The following is a 21621-nucleotide window of genomic DNA, read 5'->3' as shown; positions in this document are numbered from 1 at the left end:
GCCGCGTCTTCATACAGGAACGGGAAGGGAACGGAAGCTGCCTTGTGCGGGCGATCGCGCCAATTCAGCCGCCGCGGCGCAGTCGCTTCGCCAGTGCCGACATGCCCGCGCGCCGGACCAGATGCTTCGCCAGCGCGACGCCGCGGTCGAAGCCGGCGATGCCGAGCAACGTCACCTTGTTGACCAGCCCGGGCCGAAGCAGAAGCAGATCGACACAGGCGACGCCGTCGGTCGCCATGCCCCGTTTGTGCTGCCCCTCCCCCTCGGTAAAGTCGAATCGCGCCAGGCCGGGTTCGGCGAACAGCCGGCGGAACGCCTCGAGCTGGAGCACCGCGCCGGGCGACAGGGCGTCGCAGGCAGGATCGTGACCGACATGGGCATAGACCACCGTGTCGCCAACGACGGGGCAATAGAGATAGGCAATCGGCTCCCCATCAAGACACAGCAGCCAGGCGCGGACATGGTCGGCAGCGGCGCGCGCCATCATGTCCGCCAGGAACTCCGGTCCCGCGGGGAGGCCCGAATCGAGCAGCCGTTCCTGATAGGTGCGCTGCGAGATGCGCCGCGCCTGTGCGTGGAAGCGCGCGAGTTCGGCGGGCGTGCGGAAACTGCGGATGTCGAGCACGCCGCCATTTTCGGCAGCGAGTCGCTTCGTCTTGCGCCGCAATTGCTGGCGGGTGTTGGCCGACAGACCGGCGAACCAGCCGTCGAAGCCGATCGTCAGGTCGGTCGACCAGCGGGTGTAGCGCTGGCGGACGAAGGGCAGCATGCTGCCCGAGGCCCGAACCAGCGCATCCGCCCGGTCGGCCGGCAGCGAGGTGACGAGATAGCCGTGCGCGGCGCGATCCAGCGGCGGCAGCGGGGGCACCGCCCCTGTGCGCGCATCGTCCAGGCTCAGCGGGATCCGCATCAGGCGGCGCGGGATCGCCATCAGCGTGCGCGCGCCGATCTGGAAGCGGAGCGGGACCGGGCCGGCGGCGGTGGCGGTGGCGATCTGGGCAATCGCGGTCATGCGGCGCGCTCCTCGACCCAGTTCGACCAGAATTGTTCGGCCTGGCGCAGCCGGGTCCGGACGAGGCTGGGTCCCAGCGGAAGGTCGGAGCGGCCGAGCGGCAATGCGGGACGGTCGGCGAAATGGCTGGTGGGCAGGTCCGCCCTGCGATCGGCCAGGAGGCGGCACAGCGTCTCGAACCGGCGGACATGGACCCGGTTGGGACGGGTGCCGGCCCGGTTGGCGAGTTCGAAGCCATGGCTGACGATGGTGACCGCGGCGTGGCCCGCGCGCACGGCATGATCGAGCGCGGCGCGCATCTCGTGGATCGACAGGGCGCAGATCTGGAAATGGCGCAGATTGCCGCGCCGATCCTCGATCAGGGTTACCGGGAGTTCGATGAGGCCGTGGTGCCGCGTCGGCGAAATCTGGCGCACGGGAAGGCTGATCGCGCTGGGCCAGGGATGTTCGGACCCGTTATGGCTGCTGTCATAGGCGAAGCCGAGCGCGGCGAGCGCATGGAGCGTGTCGTCGCTGGCAGCGTAGCTGCCGGCGCGAAAGGCGATCGGCTGCGGCGCGCCGGCGGCGGTCAGCAGGTCGGACGCCCCGGCCAGCAGGTCGCGTTGTTCGGAAAAGCTGTAGTCGATGAGTTCGAACGCGGCATGCGCCGCCCCGCGATCGCCCCGCCGCGCGCCGGTCCAATTGGGATGGAGGTGAAGCTGGACCTCCTGCCCCGCCTCGAGGATCCGGCCGACCAGCCGCCGCAACCAATCGGTGCCATAGACCAGGCACGGCATCGGATCGACGAAGAAGACCGCCTTGAGGCCATGGCGGTGCAGCCGGCCCAGCTGCCAGCCGATGCCGACCCCCGCCGGATCGAGCGAGCGCCGCAGGATCGTCTCCGCATCATGGCCGGCGACGTGGTGGCGCCACATCAGCTCGGCATCGATGGTCAGGAAAACGCGCGTCATGCGCGCCGTCCTAGCCAGTGGGCGTGAAGAAATTCCGAATGGTCATTCCGGCGTGATCAAGGTTTGATGCCGTACCGGGCATAGTCCTCGTCGATGCGCGGTGACATCATCCGGGCGGCGGCCAGGTCTGCATTTCCGTTCTTGCCCTGCCGATTGAGCGTGATGCCGCGCATATAGAGGCTGGCGGTCATGTTGGGGCTCTGGGTGAGCGCGGCATCGAAGTCCGCAAGCGCCTCCTCGTAGCGCCCCATCCGGAAATAGACGAGGCCGCGGCTGTCGAGCGCCGCCGAGGGGTCCTGCGCAAGCTCGATCGACTTGGTGCAGTCCTTGATCGCCGACTCGAGCGCGAGATTGGCGGTCGCCTTCAGCCAGCAGCGGCTGTTGAGCAGGCCGGCATTGCCCGGCGCCTTGGCGATTACCGCATCGAGCGCGGCGACGCCTTCCTCGCCCCGATCGAACTCGCCGAGCAGCGACGCCTGCGACGCGACGAAATCATTCCGCTCGTCGCCGCCCTGGTCGATCTGCTCGGCCAGCAGGGTCAGACCGTCGTCGAGCTTGCCGTCCCGCGCCAGCCGTTCGGCCAGAGCCCGCGTGGCGGCGCCGTTGCCCGGTTCGAGTTCCAGCGCCTCGCGAATGTCTCCGAGCGATCCTTTGTCGTCCTTCATCACGTACCGAACCCAGGAGCGGGTCAGGTGGCGCGCCGGGGTGGGTTCGAGCGTGATCGCCTTGTCATAGTCGCGCAGTGCGCCCGGCCAGTCATAGACGTCGGTGAGGAATGCCGCTCGAAGGTCGTAACGGCCAGCCTCGTCGGGCTTCTGGGCGATGTATCGATCGAACCCCGCAAGGATCGGTTCGAACGCCTTGCCGCGGCGGGCAAGTTCGACCGCGCGCCATGTCGGGGGCGTGTCCGCCGGAGCCTGTGCCTTGAGCAGGCGTGTGCGGGCCTGGGCCACGGCGCGACGCTCGGTCGCGATGTCGGCCGGCGCGATCTCGCGAAGGCCGGCGCTGATCCGGTCCTCCACGACGAGCGATCCGTCGTCCAGCCCCGCCTTGCGCGACAGGACGACCGCTCCCAGCGAGGCCGGCAGCGTCTGGTTGCCGATCGTCGTGAAGCCCGCGCCCTTGCCCGGCAGGCGGATCGTCGTGCGGATGCCCTGATCGGAAGGTGCGCCCGACGAGACCGGGATCTCGCGCCACGCCGGTCGCGCGCGATCGGGCGTGAAGGTGACGCCCTCGACCGTCTGGTCGACCATCAGCTTCCAGACGCCGTCCTCGAAGACCCAGTTGGGCCAGACCAGCCCTTCGGCCGTGATGGTCAGGACCCCGGTCTTCTCGTCGACCTTCGCCGTCCGGCTGTACACCAGGCTGCTCCAGTCGCGGATCTGGCCATTGATCAGGGTATCGACCATCTGGTCGGCCTGTTCCTTGCCGGCGGCACCGGTGACCAGCGCGACCATCTCGACATCGGCGCCGCGGGTGCGCAGCGTCATGCGGAACGGCGCGGGAAAATGGATACCCGCGCTCTGGTCGATCTGGATGTCGGACTCGGTCGTCGGCCGTGCGGCCAGGCGCATCGGCATCTCGACCAGGTCCGAGCCGTCGTCGCGCAGCGGCAGCGCATGTCGGAACGGCGGCACATCGTCCAGATCGGCGAGGCGGCTGCCACGGCCGGTGCCGTCCAGCCACAAGGTGCGGCCATCGATCACCGCGCGGACGATCACATGGTCGAAGGCGGCGGGTGCCGGCAGCCGCTGGGCCACCTGGTCGCTCATGGTCAGGCTGACCAGCGAGGCATCGGCCTCGATCCCGAGGTCGCGCAGGATCGCGAGCAGCAACATCGTCTTTGCCTTGCAGTCGCCATAACCGAGCGACCAGGTGCGCTCGGGCGACTGGGGTACGTAATTGCCATTGTCCATGCCGCGGAACAGATAGCGGATCCGGTCCTGGACGAGCTGCAGCGCCAGCGCCGCGCGGGTGCGGGGATCGGGGGATGCAGCGCGGATGCGCGCCACCTCGGCTGCGATCGGGCTGCCCGCGGGGATCGTGCCGGCAGTGCGGTAATGGACCGCCATGGTCTTCGACAGCGCGCGCCAGTCGGCGAAGCTGCTGAGTTCGAGCAGCGGCAGCGGCTGGAACCGCGCCGGGGCGTCGTCCGGCAGATCGGCCGGCTTCGGCGCGGGCAGTGCGACCAGGGTTTCGTGCCAGCCATCCTTCTCGCTGGTGGTGACGGCAAGGCCCTTGAGATGCGCGCGCCACAGGATCGGGCTGCCCGTCGGCCAGAGCAGGCGCAGGCGGCCGAAGCCGACCGGCATCGGTGCGGCGGGCAATGCCGCGATCGACTGGACCTGTCCGCCGAGCGCAGGATCTCGGCTCGATATGCTGGCGACGACGCGCAGCACGTCCCCGACGCGCAGATCCTCGATCGTCAGCGTTGCGGTCAGCATGCCACTGATGAAGCCCTGTTCCAGCTTCTGTTCGCGCTGAAGGACCGTGAATCGCGCGCCCTTGGCCAGCATGTCGATCGTCTGGCCACCGCGCAGGATCTGGACCGCATGGATCGTCAGGTCGCCCTGTTCGGGCATCCAGGGGAGTTGCAGCGTGCCGAGCTGGGTCGCCAGCTGGGACGTCGCGACGCGCAGGGCATGGTCCGAATAGGCGACGACCTGATCCTTCTCGACCCGCTGCTGCTGGTCGAAACGCAGGATGATCGGATCCTGATCGCTCAGCTTGGTCGCATCGATCGCCGGCGCGGGCGTTACCCATGCAGGCACCGGCGCGTAGAGCGGCTTGTCCCCCGCATGGGCAATCCCGCCCATGGACAGCAGTGCCGCCAGCAGCAGCAGAAAACGACCGATCATGATGCCCCCAAATCCAATTCGACGATCCTAGCCGCGACGGGCCGGACGACAAGCGCCGAAACGGTGGTTTTTGGATCGGGTTTCGAGGGATTTACGGTGCAGGTTCGGCGGCGCGGTCAGCGGGCATGGAAGAAATCGTGCAGCTGCTGCGCCATCGCCCTGGACACGCCGGGCGCGCGCTGCAGGTCCTCCAGGCTGGCGGCGCGGACCGCGCGGGCGGTGCCGAAATGCATCAGCAGCGCCTTCTTGCGCGCCGGACCGATGCCCGGCACCTCATCGAGCGGGCTGGCCCCGATCGCCTTGGTCCGCTTCGCCCGGTGCGCGCCGATCGCGAAGCGGTGCACCTCGTCGCGAAGCCGCTGGAGATAGAACAGGACGGGCGAATTGACCGGCAGCGTGATCTCGCGCCCGTCCATCAGGTGGAACACCTCGCGCCCCTCGCGGCCATGATCGGGGCCCTTGGCGACGCCGACCAGGCAGACATCCTCGATCCCGAGCGTTTCGAGCACGCCCATCGCCGCGTTCAGCTGGCCGCGGCCGCCGTCGATCAGCACCAGATCGGGCCAGTCGCCCTGGCTGCGGTCCGGATCCTCGGTCTGGGCGCGGCTGAAGCGGCGCTCGAACACTTCGCGCATCATGCCGTAATCGTCGCCCGGAACGGTCTCGGCGCGCTTGATGTTGAACTTGCGATACTGGTTCTTGATGAACCCCTCGGGCCCGGCAACGACCATCGCGCCCAAGGCATTGGTGCCCTGGATATGGCTGTTGTCGTAGATCTCGATCCGCTGCGGCGGCTCGGGCAGCTCGAACAGGTCGGCGACCTCCGCCAGCAGCCGCGCCTGGGTCGTGCCCTCGGCAAGCCGCCGGTCAAGCGCCTCGACCGCATTGCGCTTGGCCTGGTCGAGCAGGCGGCGACGCGGGCCGCGCTGGGGAACGCCGATCGCGACCTTGTGCCCCGCACGCTCGGCCAGCGCCTCGGCGAGCAGTTTCGCATCGTCGAGGTCGCGGTCGACGAAGATCGTCCGCGGCGGCGGCACCTCCTCGTAGAACTGCATCAGGAAGGCGGCGAGCACCTCGTCCTCGGGCACCTCGTTGGTGTGCGCCGGGAAGAAGCTGCGATGCCCCCAATTCTGGCCGCCACGGATGAAGAACGCCTGGATGCCCATCGTTCCGCTCTTGCAGGCGAGCGCGAAGATATCGGCGTCGCCGATCCCTTCGGCGTTGATCGCCTGGCTGCCCTGGATGAAGGTGAGCGCCTTCAACCGATCGCGCAGCACCGCGGCTTGCTCGAAATCGAGCTGTTCGGCAGCGATCTGCATCGCCTCGCCCAGCTTGGCCTGGACCTTGGTCGACTTGCCCTGGAGGAAGTCGCGCGCGTCCTGCATCAGTTCGTCATAGCCCGCCGGATCGATGCGGCCGACGCACGGCGCCGAGCAGCGCCGGATCTGATACAGCAGACATGGCCGGTCGCGCGTGGCGAAGAACCCGTCGGTGCACGAGCGCAGGAGGAACAGCTTCTGCAGCGCGTTGAGCGTCTTGCGCACCTGTCCCGCCCCCGCGAACGGGCCGAAATAGTCGCCCTTTGCCCGTCGCGCGCCGCGGTGAAGCTGGACGCGGGGAAACTCATGGTCGCGGCGAAGCAGGATGAAGGGGAAACTTTTGTCGTCGCGCAGCAGGACGTTGTAGGGCGGTCGATAGCGCTTGATCAGCTGCGCCTCGAGCAGCAGCGCCTCGGCCTCGCTGTTGGTGGTGACGATGGTCATGGCGCGCGTCTGCGCGACCATCCGCTGAAGCCGCTTCGACAGCCGCTGGACCTGGGTATAGTTGGTCACCCGGTTCTTCAGCGCGCGCGCCTTGCCGACATAGAGAACGTCGCCGCGCGCATCCTGCATGCGATAGACGCCGGGGCGGGCCGGCAGCGTCTTCAGCACGTTGCGAATCGCGGCCACGCCGGCATCGAGATCGGGCGTCTCGCTGCCGCGTACCGCGTAGGTCGCCTTTTCCTCGTTGAATCGATTGGGGGAATTGGGGTCGGACATGCCCGGCTGATTTAGGCATCGTCACCGCCCACGGCCAGCGCCCGATCGACTTTTCCGGGGATTGTATCGCCGGTCCCGCTGCGCGGAAGGCACGCCCAACGAAAAAGGGGCGAGACGGCATCCCGTCTCGCCCCTTTTTTCGGTCCGCCGAAGCGGCCCGGTCAGTTGATCCGGCCGAGCCCGGCGATCGACTGGTCGACCAGCGCCTTGTCGGCGGCGGCGCCATGCTTCTCGGCGATGATCGCCGCGGCGGCGCGGGCCGCCGCATCGGCAGCGCGAGCGCGAACCTCGGCGATCGCCGCACGCTCCGCAGCGGCGATCTTGTCCTCTGCCATCTTGGCGCGGCGCGCGGTCAGGTCCTGCGCATCGGCTTCCGCCTTGGCGATCAGCGCCGCAGCTTCCTGATCGGCATGCTGCAGCATCGCCTGGGCCTCCGCCTCGGCGCCCGCGATCTTCCTGGCATATTCGTCGCGCAGCGCCTCGGCCTCGGCGCGCAGCGCCTTGGCTTCGTCGAGCCTCGCACGGATCGCCGCAATCTGGCCGTCGAGACCACGCGTGATCAGCGCGGGCACCTTCTTCCAGATCAGGATGCCGATGAACACCGCCATCGCGATCGAGACCCAGACGGTCGCGTCGAGCCCGAACACCGAGGGATCGGGATGCGATTCGCTCGGGCCGCTATGCTCGATCGTCACGGCATGCGTGCCGGTATCCGGCACGGGCATGCCCTCGCCATGCTTGGCTTCGCTCAGATTCTGCGCGACCGGATCGGCCGAAACCTGCGGGTTAGCCATGGAGCACCGCCTTCACTGCCTGCTGAGCCTCGGTCGCGCTGACGGTCGTTCCGGCGATGCGGGCGACGATATCCTGCGCGGCCTCGGCGGCGACCACTTCGATCTGGGCGGCAGCGGCGGCGCTCGCGTCCGCAATCTGCGCTTCCGCAGCCGTCACCTTCGCCTCGATCTGCGCATCGGCCGCGGCAAGCGTCTTCTCGCTTGCAGCCGCACCGGTCGCCCGGCCCTCGGCCACGCGCTTCTGGGCAGCTTCGCGCGCCGCATTCTCGCGAACGCGCCACGCTTCTTCCTGGGCATCGGCGGCAGCGCGGGCGGCTTCGGCTGCGGCCAGATCGTCGGCGACGGTCTTGTCGCGCTGATCCACCGTCGCCTGGACCTTGGGCGCCATGCCCCGGCCGATGACGAAGAAGACGATGCCGAACGTCAGCAGCAGCCAAAAGAGCTGCGACGCGAACGTCTCGGCGAGCTGTGAGATCTGAGGCATTTCTATCCTGTCCCGATGCAGGCCGGGACGAACCCGGCCCGAACGGAGAATGTTAGGCGACGAAGATCAGGATCATCGCGACGACGAACGCGAGCAGACCGAGAAGCTCGGCAGCCGCGAAGCCGATGAAGAGGCGGCCCTGCTGGCCGTCAGCCGCACCCGGATTGCGCAGCGCGCCCTCGAGGAACGAGCCGAAGACGTTGCCCACACCGATGGCGGCCATGCCGGCGCCGATCGCCGCGAGACCTGCACCGATCAGCTTTGCTGCTTCTGCGTCCATTTCAATTCACTCCTGCGTGTATTTCGGTTGGTAGGTAATCTGGAAACTCAGTGCAGATGCTCGGCGTCGTGAATGTACAGCGACGTCAGCAGCGCAAAGACATAGGCTTGGATGCCCGCGACCAGCACTTCGAGCGCGGACACGCCGACCATCAGCACGAAGCTGGGCACGCCGACCACGCCGCCCCAGATCGGGCTGGCATTGGCCGAGTTGATGACGAAGCCGGCCAGCACCTTGAGAAGGATGTGCCCCGCGATCATCGCGACGAACAGTCGCAGGCCGAGGCTGAACGGGCGGAAGAGGAACGACACCAGCTCGATCGGGAAGATGATCAGCACCATCAGCAGCGGCGTACCCTTCGGCACGAACAGGCTGAAGAAGTGCAGGCCATGCTTCCAGAAGCCGACGATCAGGACGATCGAGAAGCTCATGATCGCCAGCGCACCGGTGACGGTGAAATGGCTGGTGAAGGTGAAGGGGTGGACGCCGAGGATGCCCAGCGGCAGCAGGCCGAGCAGATTGGCGAACAGGATGAACATGAACAGCGAGAAGATGTAGGGGACGTACTTGCGCCCGCCATGGCCGATATTGTCATCGACCAGCTTCACGACGAAGCCGGTGAAGTTCTCGACCAGCATCTGCCAACGACCCGGCACCTGCTGCCGCTTCATGCCGCCGAGCATGAATGCCCACAGCACGACGACGGCCGCGACCATCCACAGCGCCGAATTGGTGAAGGCGATCTGATGGCCGGCAATGGAGAAGCCGTCCCAGATCGTCTGCACCTCGAACTGGTGCATCGGGTCGATCTTGCCTGATTCAGCAGCCACGTGCGATCCGTTCCGTCCTGTAACCAAAGCGCCCGAAGGTTACTTCGAGCGCTGGTTTGAAATCCTGATGATGTTCCTGAAAGCACTGGCGATTCCGAGGAAAAGCAGCACCAGCAGGAGCCATGGCGAGGTTCCCAGCCAATAGTCGAGCGCACCGCCGACCACGGCCCCTCCGACCATTCCCCCGATCAGTTCCGCCAGCACGCGGTTGCCGAGACGGTATCCGTCATCGCCCTTGCCCCGTGCCTCGCCGGTCCTGACCGCTTCATCGGACTTTGCCTGCCGCAGTCTCGCGTCGAGCGAGTTGAGGCGGGCATCCTCCTGAAGGGGTTCCGATCCGGGCTCGTTTTCGGCCATTGCTCTTCTCCTCCAGCCGTTTCCGGCACAGGCCAAGCGCATGAACCAAGCGGCGAGCCCGCCAAGGCACGCGCGCTTTAGGAAGGGGTGAAGTCCGAGTCAACAGCGCATGCCCCGCGCGGCGGGCCGCAGCGCCGTCGCGATGGGATGACGGCATGACGAACCGGCGAAGCTGGGATACATCGGGACCATGTCCGACGCTCCCGACAATAACGGCCACCGCGCGCGCCTGCGACAGCGACTATTCGACGGCGGCCCGGACGCGCTGCTCGATCATGAATTGATCGAGTATCTGCTGGCGCTGGCGATCCCGCGGCGCGACACCAAGCCGCTTGCCAAGAAGCTGCTGGAGGAATTCGGCGGCATCGGCGGCCTCTTCGCGGCGGATGCGAAGGCGATCGCGCGGATCGAGGGCATGGGAGAGACCAGCGTCGCGGCGCTGAAGGCGGCGCAGGCGACGGCGCTGCGGCTGCTGCGCGCCGAGGTCAGGGAACAGCCGGTCCTGTCGAACTGGCAGGCCCTGCTCGACTATCTGCGCGCCGACATGGCGCATCACACGATCGAGCGGGTGCGCGTGCTGCATCTCAATTCGCGCAACATGCTGATCCGCGACGAACTGATGAACGAAGGGTCGGTCGACGAGGCGCCGGTCTATGTCCGCGAAGTGATCCGGCGCGCGCTGGAACTGGGATCGGCGGCGCTGATCCTGGTGCACAACCACCCGTCGGGGGATCCGTCACCCAGCCGCGCCGACATCGAGATCACGCGCGCGGTCGCGGCGGCGGCCAAATTGCTAAATATCGGCGTGCACGATCACATCGTGATCGGCCGCAACGGCCATGCCAGCCTGAGAGCGCAAGGCCTGATCTGAAAGACCGTTCGAGACGCGCGAAAGAACGATCTCGACCCGGCACCGGCCTGCGCTCACCTGACCACATATATAAGAAGGCGGCCGCCGGGGGAGAAAGCCGGCGACCGCCATCGGAGAAATAATCACCCCGTTCGGGGAGAGACGCTTAGGACGGCGTCGTCTTCGGCGTCAGGAATGCGGTCAGTTCGGTCGAGCTGACGGTCGAATTCTTGTCGGTGTCCGCCTGGGCAAAGGCCTGGGTCAGCCACTGCTGGTTGGCGGGCGCCTCCGGCTGGAAGCTTGCATCCGACGCCTTGCGAAGCACGTTCATCCATGCCGCGAACTCGGTCTTGTCGAGCGTGCCATTCTTGTCCGCATCGAACTTGGCGAACTCGGCGTTGACGACCTGGGCGACCTGATCCTCACTGGTAGCGGGCGCCGAGGACGGCTGCGCCTGGGCCGACTGTGCGGGCTGCGCACCCGGCTGTGCCGGCTGGCTGGGCTGCGCCGTCTGCGTCGCAGGCTGAGTCGGCTGCTGCGGCGTGGCCGGCTGAGCGGTCTGGGCCGGAGCCTGCTGACCGGTCACGTCCTGAGCGGGGGCAGTCGGCGTCGCCGTCTGCGCATCCTGGGCCGGCGCGGTAGTATCCGCAGCCGGAGTTTCCTGGGCAAGTGCCGGCGAGGCTATTGCGACACTAGTTGCAAGAAGAATATATTTGAGCATTCCCTATTTCCTTTCGCGACCAATGGTTGATCAATAAGTCTTCCGACGAAGATCTCTACATCTTGAGCCTATCAACTATGCACGATCCAGTAGGTTTCAAGTCGTTATTCAACTTATCGCCCCCTTCGAGCATTTCATCGCATTTCGCTTCTGCTGTGACATCCATGTCACGCGCGAATGCTGGTTTCACGGTGCAAAACGGCCGCCGGGAGGTCATCCCGACGGCCGAAAATCTTGCTCCAGCGCCGCTGATCAATGCGACTTGCGCTTCTTCCTGTGATCGCCGGCCGAATGCTCCGGCGGGGTCGCCGCAGCCTCTTCGGTCGCGACGTGATCGGACGGTGCCGGTTGCGTCGTCGCGGAAGCATCCGCTTCGGAAGCCGGAGCAACAGCCTCCGCCGGAGCCTGTTGCTCCGCGGGTGCGGTCGGTTCCTGCTGCTGCGCAGGCGCTGCCGTATCGGCGGGCTCGGTCGACTGCGCAAAGGCAGGGACGGCCGCAAAAAGCGCCGACGCGGTCAGAATGGATTTCAACATGATATGCTCCCGTAGCTCGCATGCGCCTACCCCGACGCATGCCCAATACCCCTGCCGCATCCTCGAACCGGTACGATTAGCCTGCCGTTCCCTGTTTCCCAGGCGGCTCGTCCTTGTTAGGGGGCGCCCGAACCGCGCGCCGGTACGGGCGCGCGACGAACCGACCACTTACCGAAAGGCCCGCCGATGGTTCCCCGCTATTCGCGTCCGGAAATGACCGCGATCTGGTCCCCCGAGACCCGGTTCAGCATCTGGTTCGAGATCGAGGCGCACGCTACCGATGCGCTGGCGGAACTCGGCGTCGTTCCCGAAAGCGCCGCCAGGGCGCTGTGGACCTGGTGGAACACCAAGCCTGCGATCGACGTCGCCGCGATCGACGCGATCGAGGCAGTCACCAAGCATGACGTGATCGCGTTCCTGACCTGGGTCGCGGAGAATGTCGGCGACGAGGCGCGCTTCATGCATCAGGGCATGACCAGCTCCGACGTGCTCGACACCTGCCTGGCGGTCCAGCTTGCCCGCGCCAGCGACATCCTGCTTGCCGATCTCGACGCGCTGCTGGAGGTGCTGAAGCGCCGGGCGCTGGAGCACAAGCTGACCCCGACGATCGGCCGCAGCCACGGCATCCATGCCGAGCCGGTGACCTTCGGCCTGAAGCTTGCCGAGGCCTATGCCGAGTTCAAGCGCAACCGCGAGCGGCTGGTCGCCGCACGTGCCGACATCGCGACCTGCGCGATCTCGGGTGCGGTCGGGACCTTCGCCAATATCGATCCGCGCGTGGAAGCGCATGTCGCGCGCGAGCTCGGCCTGTCGGTCGAGCCGGTATCGACCCAGGTGATCCCGCGCGACCGGCACGCGATGTTCTTCGCGACGCTGGGCGTGATCGCCAGCTCGATCGAGCGGCTGGCGGTCGAAGTCCGCCACCTGCAACGGACCGAAGTGCTGGAGGCCGAGGAGTATTTCTCCCCCGGCCAGAAGGGATCTTCGGCGATGCCGCACAAGCGCAACCCGGTCCTGACCGAGAATCTGACCGGACTTGCCCGCATGGTGCGCAGCGCCACCATCCCCGCGATGGAGAATGTCGCGCTGTGGCACGAGCGCGACATCAGCCATTCCTCGGTCGAGCGCTATATCGGTCCCGACGCGACCATCACCCTCGACTTCGCGCTGGTGCGGCTGACCGGGGTGATCGACAAGCTGCTGGTCTATCCCGAGCGGATGCAGAAGAATCTCGATCGGATGGGCGGGCTGGTCCATTCGCAGCGGGTGCTGCTGGCCCTGACCCAGGCCGGCGTGAGCCGAGAGGATTCCTATCGCCTGGTGCAGCGCAACGCGATGAAGGTCTGGGAATCGGACGGGCAATTGTCGCTGCTCGAACTGCTGAAGGCGGACGAGGAAGTCACGGCTGCGCTGTCGCCCGCGGAAATCGAGGCTCGGTTCGACCTCGACTATCATTTCAAGCATGTCGACACGATCTTCGAGCGCGTCTTCGCATGATCCGGCGGCGCCCCGAGTCCGCATCGAACCCGCGGCGCCCCGACTGCTCGTCGAGGAACGGTTTCAAGCCCCCGATCATTGGGTCAGCGTGTTCCTCGTGATCCTTCGTTTCGTCGCATGATGTCCGCCCATTCCGCGTTGCGGGACGCAACCGCGTCCTCGCATGAGCGCGTCGATGCCGCGTTCAGCAGCTATGACCTGGGCGACGCCGCCGGCTATGCCGCATTTCTTCAGGCGCATGCCGAGGCATTCCTGCCAATCGAAGCCGCACTGGATGCCGCCGGCGTCGAGCGGCTGATCGACGACTGGCCTTCGCGGCGGCGCAGCGGTGCGATCCGCCAGGATCTGGCACAGCTCGGCGAGGCAGTGCCGAACACCCCTTCGCCCACGCCGATGGCGATTGCCGGCGATGGCCAGATCGCCGGTGCACTCTATGTTCTGGAAGGGTCGCGGCTGGGCGGGCGGTTCCTGGCGCGACGGGTCCCGGACGGCTTTCCGCGCGCCTATCTTGATGCAGATCAAGCACCTGGAAACTGGCGTAAATTGCTGGATCGGCTGGATTTGATCCTGTACGACGCCGAAGCTATGAAGTCCGCCATTGGCGCAGCCCAGGAGGCCTTTGCCGCGTTCGAGCGCTCCGGTGAGCGCTGGCTGAAGGGATAAGGGTTTGGCGCAAGGCGAATTCGAAGTCGATCTGACCAATTGCGACCGCGAGCCGATTCACGAGCTGGGCGCCATTCAGCCGCTCGGATTCCTGCTTGCCCTCTCTACCGACTGGCTGGTCCGCCGCGCTTCTTCTAATCTCGAACAGTATCTGGGCATCGCGGCTGACGACGCGCTGGGGACGCACGCGACCGAGTATCTGGGCGACCAGGTCACCCATGCGATCCGCAATCGCCTGACGATGCTGCGCGGACCCGACGCCGTCGAGCGGTTGTTCGGCCTGCATCTGCCCGACGGCCGGCGGTTCGATTTCGCGGTACACATGACCGGCGACACCATCCTGGTCGAAGGCGAGCCAAGCCATGAGGAAGGCGCGTCGGACGCGGCGAGCGCAATCCGCGCGATGATGGGTCGCCTGGACGAAACCACCGACGCCGCCGCCTTCTACCGCGAAGGCGCACGCCAGGTCCGCGCGCTGACCGGGTTCGATCGGGTCATGGTCTATCGATTCGACCAGGACGGGTCGGGCGTCGTCGTCGCCGAGGCGGCGCGCGCCGGCATCGGGAGCTTTCTCGACCTTCGCTATCCGGCCAGCGACATTCCGCAACAGGCGCGCAAACTCTATCTGCGCACGCCCTTCCGCATCATCGCCGATGTCGAGGCGGCACCCGTGCCGGTCCTGCCGCGGCTGGACGAGACCGGCGCGCCGATCGACCTGTCGCTGTCGGTCCTGCGCTCGGTCTCGCCGATCCATATCGAATATCTGCGGAACATGGGCGTCGGCGCTTCCATGTCGATCTCGATCATCGTCGAAGGGCGGTTGTGGGGCCTGTTCGCCTGCCACCATTATTCGGGCGGGCGCTGTCCCGGCTTCGAACGCCGCAGCATCGCCGAGCTGTTCGGGCAGATGTTCGGGCTGAAGCTGGAAAGCCGCGAGCGCAAGGAAATGTCGGGCTATGAACAACGCGCCCGCGCCAATTCGGACCGGCTGCTCGCCGCGGTCGCAAAGGACTCGTCGCTGCTCGACAATCCCGAATGGCTGGGGTCTTCACTGCGCGAGACGGTGCCGTGCGACGGCATCGGCATCTGGATCGACGGGCGGCTGGCACGGTCGGGGATGACGCCGCCGCCCGATGCCTTCCCGCTGCTGGTCCGCCGGCTGAACGCAATGGCGGCGGGTCGGATCTATGCCACCGATCACATTGCCGGCACGATCCCGCAGGCGGCCGAGTTCGACGACATCGCGGCGGGGCTGCTTGCCATCCCGATCTCCCGGTCGCCGCGCGACTATGTGCTCCTGTTCCGGCAGGAACGGATTCGCACCGTCAAATGGGCGGGCGACCCGCACAAGCCTGCGATCCTTGGCCCCAACGGTCCGCGCCTCACGCCACGCAACAGCTTCGAAACCTGGAGTCAGGAAGTACGCGGCCGTTCGGAGCCGTTCCTGGAGGCCGAGGTCCGCGTGGCCGAAATGCTGCGCGCCTCGCTGATCGAGGTGGTGCTGCGCCTGTCCGACGACGCCCAGGAAGAGCGCAGGCGCTTTTCCGAGCGGCAGGAATTGCTGATCGCGGAGCTGAACCACCGCGTGCGCAATATCCTGAGCCTGATCCGCGGCCTGGTGCGCCAGTCGCGCAATCCCGACGGCGATGCGAGCGAGATGATCAACCTGCTGGAAGGCCGGATCGAGAGCCTGGCCCGCGCGCACGACCAGATCACCCAGGACAATTGGTCCCCTGCCCCGCTCGCCCGGCTCATCGAGACCGAAGCCGCGGCCTATCTGGCGGGCAAGGCCGGTCGGCTTCACGCCGATGGCGAGCCGGTGCTGCTGCATCCGCACGCCTTTTCGACCGTGGCACTGGTGCTGCACGAACTGATGACCAACTCCGCCAAATATGGCGCGTTGAGCGACAATGGATCGATCTCGGTCCAGTGGCGACTGGACGAGGATGGCAGCCTGCTGATCGACTGGCACGAGCGCGGCGGCCCCGCCGTCCAGCCGCCCAAGCGCCAGGGATTCGGCACCACCATCATTCAGCGGTCGATCCCCTACGACCTGGGCGGCACGGCCGAGGTTCGCTATCCACTGACGGGAGTCGAGGCGCATTTCTGCATCCCGTCGCGGCATATCGCCTTTGACGAGGCGCCCCGGTCGCTGAGGCCCACCCCCGCCCAGGCGGTCGCGGGGTCGCCGGAAGAGAAGGTGCTGTCGGGCGTCGTGCTGCTGGTCGAGGACAGCCTGATCATCGCGATGGATGCCGAGGATATCCTGGCGCAGATCGGCGCGGATCGCGTCGTGACCGCTGCCAACATCTCGACCGCGCTGGACGAGATTGCCCGCGACACGTTCCAGGTCGCCCTGCTCGACGTCAATCTGGGGGAGGAAACCAGCCTGCCGATCGCCGACGCGCTGCGCGCCGCGGGCGTCCCCTATATCTTCGCCACCGGTTATGGCGAGCAGTTGAAGCTGCCCGACGATCATGCCGAGGCCGGCGTGATCCAGAAGCCCTATACCCGCGCCAGCATCGCATCGGCGCTGAAGCGCCTGCTGGGCTAAGCGGCTGCGGCCAGCCGCGCCACCCTGCCCTGACGCATAACGAGAAAGGGCCCGGTCGCTGGAGACGACCGGACCCTTCCCGTTCAGGCCAAGGAGCCCGAGTTAGCGGCAGCGGCGGCCGCTGCTGCCACCGCGATCGATCTCGCGGCCTGCCAGCGCGCCCAGGACGCCGCCCAGAACGGTACCGACGGTGCGGTCACCCCTGGTGTCGATCGTGCGACCGACCAGGGCGCCGCCGACTGCGCCGACCAGAAGACCGGTGGTCCCGTCCGAACGGCGGCAATATTGACGGCCGTCCCGACCGCGCCATGAGCGGCCATTGTAATAGCCACGATCGTCGTGGCGCGAATAACGGCGATCATAGCGGCCGTCGCGATAGTCGCGCTCGTAGCGACCATAATTCTGCGCCGAGGCCGGGGTCGCGATCGAGACCGAGGGAACTGCGACTGCGAGGGCCGTGAGGCCGAGAAGGATCTTTCGCATGGTTTTTCTCCTCTGAATTTTTCGGCGTCGTCGCCGTGTGTGAGGAAGAATTAGGCGAGTCGGGTTGAGCGAAGTCTGAACTCGATCGACAGCGTTCGTTCAGCGAAACGAACGCCATCGACCGGTGATACGAAAAGGGGCGCTCCCACCGGGAACGCCCCTAAAGAAAGGAAATTAGCCCAGCGCCTGTTTGAGCTTGGCGAAGAAGCCCGTCGCTTCCGGGCATTCCTCGCCGGTCTCGGTCGCGCGGAATTCCTCGAGCAACTCGCGCTGGCGCGCGGTCAGCCGGCTCGGCATCTCGACCTCGATATGGACCACCAGATCGCCGCGTCCGCGGCCCTGGAGCACCGGCATGCCGGCGCCACGCTGGCGCACTTCCCGACCGCTCTGGGTGCCGGGGGCGATGCGGATCGTATGCCGCGTCCCCGACGGATCGGGGATCTCGATTTCGCCCCCGAGCGCCGCAGTCGTGAAGCTGATCGGCGCGCGCGCATGAAGCGTCGTGCCCTCGCGTTCGAACAGCGCATGCTTGGCGACATGGAGGAAGATGTACAGGTCGCCGGCGGGCGCCCCGCGCTGACCGGCCTCGCCTTCGCCGCTCAGGCGGATGCGGGTGCCATCGTCCACGCCCGGCGGCACGTTGATGCTCAGCGTCTTGGTCTTGTCGATCCGGCCGTCGCCGCGGCAGCGGGTGCACGGATCCTGGATCACCTCGCCCTGGCCGTGACAGGCCGGGCAGGTCCGCTCGACCATGAAGAAGCCCTGCTGGGCACGCACCTTGCCATGGCCGTTGCACTGACCGCAGGTCTTCGCCTGGGTCCCCGGGGTCGCGCCCGAGCCGTCGCAGCCGTCGCAGGGCGCGGAGACGTCGATCGTGATCTCGGTCTGCTTGCCGTGGAAGGCGTCCTCGAGATCGATCTCCATGTCATAGCGGAGATCGGCACCGCGGCGCTGCTGGCGCTGGCCGCCGCGGCCACCCATGAATTCGCCGAAGACGCTTTCGAAAATGTCGCTGAACCCGCCGAAATCCTGGCCCCCGCCATGGAATCCGCCGGCACCGCCCATGCCCTTGGTGTAGGCGGCATGGCCGAACCGGTCATAGGCCGCGCGCTTCTGGGGATCCTTCAGACAGTCATAGGCCTCGTTGATGGCCTTGAACTTCGTCTCGTGATCCTTGCACCCGGCATTCTTGTCCGGATGATATCTGATCGCGAGCTTGCGATAGGCGGACTTGAGGGTCGCCTCGTCCGCCGTGCGCTCGACTTCGAGCAATTCGTAAAAATCGACTTCGGTGGTCATACCCGCCCCGCAACACTTCCGCCGTCACCCCGGCCGGAGCCGGGGCCCGGGAAGAGGACCGATACGCCGTCCTCCCCCGGGTTCCGGCAACAGCCGGAGTGACGCGGAAAATCCATGGCTTACGCCTTGTTGTCGTCCACCTCGGAGAACTCGGCGTCGACAACATCCTCGCCGCCGGCCGCCGAGGAAGCGCCCTCTGCCGAAGGCGATGCCTCGGACTGCTGCTGCTTCTCGTAGATCGCCTGGCCCAGCTTCATCGCCACCTGGGCAAGGTTCTGTGCCTTGGCCTGCATGTCGTCGGCGTCACCGCCCTCGATCGCGGTCTTGGTCTCGGCGATCGCCGCCTCGATCTCGGCCTTCAGCGACGCATCGACCTTGTCGCCATTCTCCTGAAGCTGACGCTCCGTCGTGTGGACGAGGCTGTCCGCATTGTTGCGTGCCTCGGCCGCGGCGCGGCGCTTCTTGTCCTCTTCGGCGAACTGCTCGGCGTCGCGGACCATCGAATCGATGTCCGAGTCGCTGAGCCCGCCCGAGGCCTGGATGCGGATCTGCTGTTCCTTGCCGGTGCCCTTGTCGCGCGCCGACACGTTGACGATGCCGTTGGCGTCGATGTCGAACGTGACCTCGATCTGCGGCACGCCGCGCGGCGCCGGGGGAATGCCGACCAGGTCGAACTGGCCCAGCATCTTGTTGTCCGCCGCCATCTCGCGCTCGCCCTGGAAGACGCGGATCGTCACCGCCTGCTGATTGTCATCAGCAGTCGAATAGGTCTGCGACTTCTTGGTCGGGATCGTGGTGTTGCGGTCGATCATCCGGGTGAAGACGCCGCCCAGCGTCTCGATGCCCAGCGACAGCGGGGTCACGTCGAGCAGCAGCACGTCCTTGACGTCGCCCTGGAGCACGCCGGCCTGGACCGCCGCACCGATCGCGACGACCTCGTCGGGGTTCACCCCGGTGTGCGGCTCCTTGCCAAAGAAGTCCTTCACGACCTGACGGACGCGCGGCATGCGGGTCATGCCGCCCACCAGGACGACCTCGTCGATCTGGGCGGACTTGACGCCGGCATCGGCCAGCGCCTTGCGGCACGGCTCGAGCGTGCGCTGGACGAGTTCCTCGACCAGACGCTCCAGCTCTGCGCGGGTCAGCGTCTTCACCAGATGCTTCGGCCCGTTGGCGTCGGCGGTGATGAAGGGCAGGTTCACCTCTGTGCTCTGCGCCGACGACAGCTCGATCTTCGCCTTTTCGGCAGCTTCCTTCAGGCGCTGCAGCGCGAGCTTGTCCTTGGTGAGGTCGATGCCCTCGGCCTTCTTGAACTCGTCGGCCAGGAACTGGACGATCTTCGAATCGAAGTCCTCGCCACCCAGGAAGGTATCGCCATTGGTCGCCTTCACCTCGAACACGCCGTCACCGATCTCCAGGACAGAGATGTCGAACGTGCCGCCGCCAAGGTCATAGACGGCGATGGTCTTGCCGTCGTTCTTTTCCAGGCCATAGGCCAACGCTGCCGCAGTCGGCTCGTTGATGATGCGAAGCACCTCGAGGCCGGCGATCTTGCCGGCGTCCTTGGTCGCCTGGCGCTGCGCGTCGTTGAAATAGGCGGGAACGGTGATCACCGCCTGGGTGACCGTCTCGCCAAGATAGCTCTCGGCGGTTTCCTTCATCTTCTGCAGGATGAAGGCCGAGATCTGGCTGGGCGAATAGTCTTCGCCGCCTGCCGTGACCCAGGCATCGCCATTGGGGCCGCGCGCGATGGTGTAGGGCACCAGTTCGGTGTCCTTCTTGGTCACCGGATCGTCGAATCGACGGCCGATCAGGCGCTTCACCGCGAAGATGGTGTTGTCGGGGTTCGTCACCGCCTGGCGCTTGGCCGGCTGGCCGATCAGACGCTCGCCATCCTTGGCGAACGCGACGATCGACGGTGTGGTGCGCGCACCCTCCGCATTCTCGATGACCTTGGGCTTGCCGCCCTCCATCACCGCAACGCACGAATTGGTCGTGCCGAGATCGATACCGATTACTTTAGCCATGGTCCCTCGTTGGCCCCTCACTACGAATTGCAATTCAAACCGGCCCGCACCCCAGAAGAGGCGGTGCAGGCGCTAACCGGAAGTCGATATAGGTGGGCTTCCGCTTGCCGCAAGGCGGATGCCGATCTAGGGCGTTTCCCGGATTGGGAGAGCGTGGAAATGCGTGCTTTTGCGGGGATCGTGGCACTGACGATGCTGGCTGCGTGCCAGCAGCAGCCCGCCGAGACCAGGGCCGACGGCGCCTGGGTGCGGCTGCCCGCGGTGTCGGGCAACCCCGGCGCCGCCTATTTCACCATCCGGGGCGGCAGCGTTGCGACGACCCTGGTAGCGGTGAAAGCCCCCTTCGCGGTGCGGGCCGAATTGCACGAGACCATGAGCAGCGACGGCGGCGGTGCCGCATCGCATGACGGCCATGCCGGAATGAAGGGCGGTGCCATGTCGATGCAGCCGGTCAAGGACGTGGCGGTGCCGGCCCGCGGCACGGTCGAGTTCACGCCGGGCGGCAAGCATGTGATGCTCTACGACATCGGTCCCGCGGTAAAGCCGGGCGAGCGCGCGCCGATCATCCTCAGCTTCGCCGACGGCAAGACGATCGAGGTCAAGGCGATCGTGGTCGCGGCAGGCGATCCGGCGCCGCGCGACTGAGCGGGCGAGCGCGGCGACCGAGCCCGCAACGGTTGAAGCCTCCGGCGGGGACGTTATCCTGGTGTCGATGCAGCCTGGGAGTCAGCGCATGCCGAACGTGATCGACCGCTTTCGCTCTTCGACCTGGGGCTGGCTGCGCGGCAGCCTGGCCGGCTGGGGCACGCTGCTGCTGTGCCTCGTGCTGGTCGGTCTCGTGATCATCCTGGTGAAGTGGATCGCGAATCTCTCGACGACCTATGAAGTGACCGAGGACCGGTTGATCCTCCACAAGGGCATCTTCGTGAAGTCGATCGACGAGATCGAGCTCTACCGGGTGAAGGATGTCCGCATCGATTTCACGCTGATCAACCAATGGGCCGATATCGGCACGATCACCATCGCCTCTTCCGACGAGACCACGCGCGACGGCGACCTGGTGATCCGCGACGTCGACCAGGCGCGGGCCCGGCGCGAAACGCTGCGCGACCTGGTCAACGCGGCGCGGCGCAATCGCGGCGTGCGGGAGATCGACATGGTCCGCGAAGAATTCTGAACGGACGTCGCCGCGACGGATCTAGCAGGCTGTTGAAGAAGTCACTGGCGTGAGCGGGATGATCGTGATTCACTAATCCGGCTGGAGGGTGGGATGCGCGGATCAGACGAACGCACGGGAGCGCTATTCTCGTATGTCGATGTGGAGTCCCGGATACGTTCGGATCACCCGCTCCGACGGATCCGGGAGATAACCAACGCGGCGCTGGCGGC

The 21621-nt window shown here is 66.6% G+C and carries 20 protein-coding genes and 1 pseudogene; 7 read left to right on the top strand and 14 right to left on the bottom strand.

Annotation, left to right across the window (positions count from 1 at the left end; translation table 11 throughout):
• Positions 1-64: 64 nt before the first annotated feature.
• The 9 genes from TPR58_RS17150 to TPR58_RS17110 form a co-directional block, all read right to left on the bottom strand.
• Positions 65-1012 carry a GNAT family N-acetyltransferase gene (locus tag TPR58_RS17150; RefSeq protein ID WP_346247958.1) on the bottom strand — a complete coding sequence of 316 codons (948 nt, stop codon included), beginning with the start codon at positions 1010-1012 and terminating at the stop codon, positions 65-67.
• Entirely contained in the window at positions 1009-1962 is a 954-nt protein-coding gene (locus TPR58_RS17145; RefSeq protein WP_346247957.1) for a polysaccharide deacetylase family protein, read from the bottom strand. Before TPR58_RS17145 ends, TPR58_RS17150 begins: the two co-directional genes overlap by 4 nt.
• 56 nt (positions 1963-2018) lie before the next feature.
• Positions 2019-4820 (bottom strand): DUF3857 domain-containing protein, encoded by a 2802-nt coding sequence (locus tag TPR58_RS17140; RefSeq protein ID WP_346247956.1) that lies wholly within the window; start codon positions 4818-4820, stop codon positions 2019-2021.
• A 116-nt stretch (positions 4821-4936) separates the two neighbouring features.
• Positions 4937-6859, bottom strand: a complete 1923-nt coding sequence (gene uvrC / locus TPR58_RS17135; RefSeq protein WP_346247954.1) for an excinuclease ABC subunit UvrC — start codon at positions 6857-6859, stop codon at positions 4937-4939.
• Between the two features lie 161 nt (positions 6860-7020).
• Positions 7021-7653, bottom strand: a complete 633-nt coding sequence (locus TPR58_RS17130; protein WP_346247953.1) for a F0F1 ATP synthase subunit B family protein — start codon at positions 7651-7653, stop codon at positions 7021-7023.
• A complete protein-coding gene (locus tag TPR58_RS17125; RefSeq protein ID WP_346247952.1) occupies positions 7646-8137 on the bottom strand; it encodes a F0F1 ATP synthase subunit B family protein in 492 nt (163 codons plus the stop codon). Before TPR58_RS17125 ends, TPR58_RS17130 begins: the two co-directional genes overlap by 8 nt.
• Before the next feature lie 52 nt (positions 8138-8189).
• Positions 8190-8417 carry a F0F1 ATP synthase subunit C gene (locus TPR58_RS17120; RefSeq protein WP_044330387.1) on the bottom strand — a complete coding sequence of 76 codons (228 nt, stop codon included), beginning with the start codon at positions 8415-8417 and terminating at the stop codon, positions 8190-8192.
• Positions 8418-8464: 47 nt separating this feature from the next.
• Positions 8465-9247: a F0F1 ATP synthase subunit A gene (locus TPR58_RS17115; RefSeq protein ID WP_346247951.1), complete on the bottom strand. Its 783-nt coding sequence runs from the start codon at positions 9245-9247 to the stop codon at positions 8465-8467.
• Positions 9248-9286: 39 nt separating this feature from the next.
• The gene (locus TPR58_RS17110; protein WP_110151778.1) at positions 9287-9604 is read right to left on the bottom strand and encodes an AtpZ/AtpI family protein; all 318 of its coding nucleotides are present in this window, start codon (positions 9602-9604) and stop codon (positions 9287-9289) included.
• A gap of 190 nt (positions 9605-9794) precedes the next feature.
• On the opposite strand from TPR58_RS17110, the gene radC reads away from it, so the two are divergent.
• Complete coding sequence (radC, locus tag TPR58_RS17105) at positions 9795-10475, top strand: RadC family protein (RefSeq protein WP_346247950.1); 681 nt, start codon at positions 9795-9797, stop codon at positions 10473-10475.
• A 145-nt stretch (positions 10476-10620) separates the two neighbouring features.
• On the opposite strand, the gene TPR58_RS17100 is transcribed toward radC, so the two are convergent.
• Both TPR58_RS17100 and TPR58_RS17095 read right to left on the bottom strand, forming a co-directional pair.
• Positions 10621-11175: an EF-hand domain-containing protein gene (locus tag TPR58_RS17100; protein ID WP_346247949.1), complete on the bottom strand. Its 555-nt coding sequence runs from the start codon at positions 11173-11175 to the stop codon at positions 10621-10623.
• Positions 11176-11427: 252 nt separating this feature from the next.
• Complete coding sequence (locus TPR58_RS17095; protein WP_346247948.1) at positions 11428-11709, bottom strand: hypothetical protein; 282 nt, start codon at positions 11707-11709, stop codon at positions 11428-11430.
• Positions 11710-11895: 186 nt separating this feature from the next.
• Between TPR58_RS17095 and purB the strand changes: the two genes are divergently transcribed.
• The 3 genes from purB (at position 11896) to TPR58_RS17080 (ending at position 16423) form a co-directional block, all read left to right on the top strand.
• Entirely contained in the window at positions 11896-13206 is a 1311-nt protein-coding gene (purB, locus tag TPR58_RS17090; RefSeq protein ID WP_346247947.1) for an adenylosuccinate lyase, read from the top strand.
• A gap of 117 nt (positions 13207-13323) precedes the next feature.
• On the top strand, positions 13324-13869 hold the full coding sequence (locus TPR58_RS17085) for a biliverdin-producing heme oxygenase (RefSeq protein WP_346247946.1): 546 nt from the start codon (positions 13324-13326) through the stop codon (positions 13867-13869).
• 4 nt (positions 13870-13873) lie between these two features.
• Positions 13874-16423, top strand: a complete 2550-nt coding sequence (locus TPR58_RS17080; RefSeq protein WP_346247945.1) for an HWE histidine kinase domain-containing protein — start codon at positions 13874-13876, stop codon at positions 16421-16423.
• Between the two features lie 102 nt (positions 16424-16525).
• Here TPR58_RS17080 and TPR58_RS17075 read toward each other — a convergent pair whose 3' ends face one another.
• The 3 genes from TPR58_RS17075 to dnaK all read right to left on the bottom strand — a co-directional run bounded on the left by TPR58_RS17075 (position 16526) and on the right by dnaK (position 20232).
• Entirely contained in the window at positions 16526-16906 is a 381-nt protein-coding gene (locus TPR58_RS17075; RefSeq protein WP_346247944.1) for a glycine zipper 2TM domain-containing protein, read from the bottom strand.
• A 174-nt stretch (positions 16907-17080) separates the two neighbouring features.
• Positions 17081-18205, bottom strand: coding sequence for a molecular chaperone DnaJ (gene dnaJ / locus TPR58_RS17070; RefSeq protein WP_346247943.1), 1125 nt, complete (start codon positions 18203-18205; stop codon positions 17081-17083).
• Between the two features lie 119 nt (positions 18206-18324).
• Positions 18325-20232 (bottom strand): molecular chaperone DnaK, encoded by a 1908-nt coding sequence (dnaK, locus tag TPR58_RS17065; protein WP_346247942.1) that lies wholly within the window; start codon positions 20230-20232, stop codon positions 18325-18327.
• A 159-nt stretch (positions 20233-20391) separates the two neighbouring features.
• On the opposite strand from dnaK, the gene TPR58_RS17060 reads away from it, so the two are divergent.
• The 3 genes and pseudogenes from TPR58_RS17060 to TPR58_RS17050 form a co-directional block, all read left to right on the top strand.
• Positions 20392-20877: a copper chaperone PCu(A)C gene (locus TPR58_RS17060; RefSeq protein ID WP_346247941.1), complete on the top strand. Its 486-nt coding sequence runs from the start codon at positions 20392-20394 to the stop codon at positions 20875-20877.
• An 88-nt stretch (positions 20878-20965) separates the two neighbouring features.
• Positions 20966-21409, top strand: coding sequence for a PH domain-containing protein (locus TPR58_RS17055; protein ID WP_346247940.1), 444 nt, complete (start codon positions 20966-20968; stop codon positions 21407-21409).
• A gap of 93 nt (positions 21410-21502) precedes the next feature.
• Positions 21503-21621 (top strand): annotated as a pseudogene (locus tag TPR58_RS17050) (IS5/IS1182 family transposase); the annotation flags it as partial.

The sequence above is a fragment of the Sphingomonas rustica genome, assembly GCF_039652585.1.
Classification (GTDB): domain Bacteria; phylum Pseudomonadota; class Alphaproteobacteria; order Sphingomonadales; family Sphingomonadaceae; genus Sphingomonas; species Sphingomonas rustica.
This window is presented reverse-complemented; position numbering and strand designations above follow the sequence as displayed.

Bases quoted from the DNA above. Each gene is read 5' to 3' on its own strand.
- TPR58_RS17150 (WP_346247958.1), bottom strand. From the start codon at position 1,012: ATGACCGCGATTGCCCAGATCGCCACCGCCACCGCCGCCGGCCCGGTC.
- TPR58_RS17145 (WP_346247957.1), bottom strand. From the start codon at position 1,962: ATGACGCGCGTTTTCCTGACCATCGATGCCGAGCTGATGTGGCGCCAC.
- TPR58_RS17140 (WP_346247956.1), bottom strand. From the start codon at position 4,820: ATGATCGGTCGTTTTCTGCTGCTGCTGGCGGCACTGCTGTCCATGGGC.
- uvrC (WP_346247954.1), bottom strand. From the start codon at position 6,859: ATGTCCGACCCCAATTCCCCCAATCGATTCAACGAGGAAAAGGCGACC.
- TPR58_RS17130 (WP_346247953.1), bottom strand. From the start codon at position 7,653: ATGGCTAACCCGCAGGTTTCGGCCGATCCGGTCGCGCAGAATCTGAGC.
- TPR58_RS17125 (WP_346247952.1), bottom strand. From the start codon at position 8,137: ATGCCTCAGATCTCACAGCTCGCCGAGACGTTCGCGTCGCAGCTCTTT.
- TPR58_RS17120 (WP_044330387.1), bottom strand. From the start codon at position 8,417: ATGGACGCAGAAGCAGCAAAGCTGATCGGTGCAGGTCTCGCGGCGATC.
- TPR58_RS17110 (WP_110151778.1), bottom strand. From the start codon at position 9,604: ATGGCCGAAAACGAGCCCGGATCGGAACCCCTTCAGGAGGATGCCCGC.
- radC (WP_346247950.1), top strand. From the start codon at position 9,795: ATGTCCGACGCTCCCGACAATAACGGCCACCGCGCGCGCCTGCGACAG.
- TPR58_RS17100 (WP_346247949.1), bottom strand. From the start codon at position 11,175: ATGCTCAAATATATTCTTCTTGCAACTAGTGTCGCAATAGCCTCGCCG.
- TPR58_RS17095 (WP_346247948.1), bottom strand. From the start codon at position 11,709: ATGTTGAAATCCATTCTGACCGCGTCGGCGCTTTTTGCGGCCGTCCCT.
- purB (WP_346247947.1), top strand. From the start codon at position 11,896: ATGGTTCCCCGCTATTCGCGTCCGGAAATGACCGCGATCTGGTCCCCC.
- TPR58_RS17085 (WP_346247946.1), top strand. From the start codon at position 13,324: ATGATGTCCGCCCATTCCGCGTTGCGGGACGCAACCGCGTCCTCGCAT.
- TPR58_RS17075 (WP_346247944.1), bottom strand. From the start codon at position 16,906: ATGCGAAAGATCCTTCTCGGCCTCACGGCCCTCGCAGTCGCAGTTCCC.
- dnaJ (WP_346247943.1), bottom strand. From the start codon at position 18,205: ATGACCACCGAAGTCGATTTTTACGAATTGCTCGAAGTCGAGCGCACG.
- dnaK (WP_346247942.1), bottom strand. From the start codon at position 20,232: ATGGCTAAAGTAATCGGTATCGATCTCGGCACGACCAATTCGTGCGTT.
- TPR58_RS17060 (WP_346247941.1), top strand. From the start codon at position 20,392: ATGCGTGCTTTTGCGGGGATCGTGGCACTGACGATGCTGGCTGCGTGC.
- TPR58_RS17055 (WP_346247940.1), top strand. From the start codon at position 20,966: ATGCCGAACGTGATCGACCGCTTTCGCTCTTCGACCTGGGGCTGGCTG.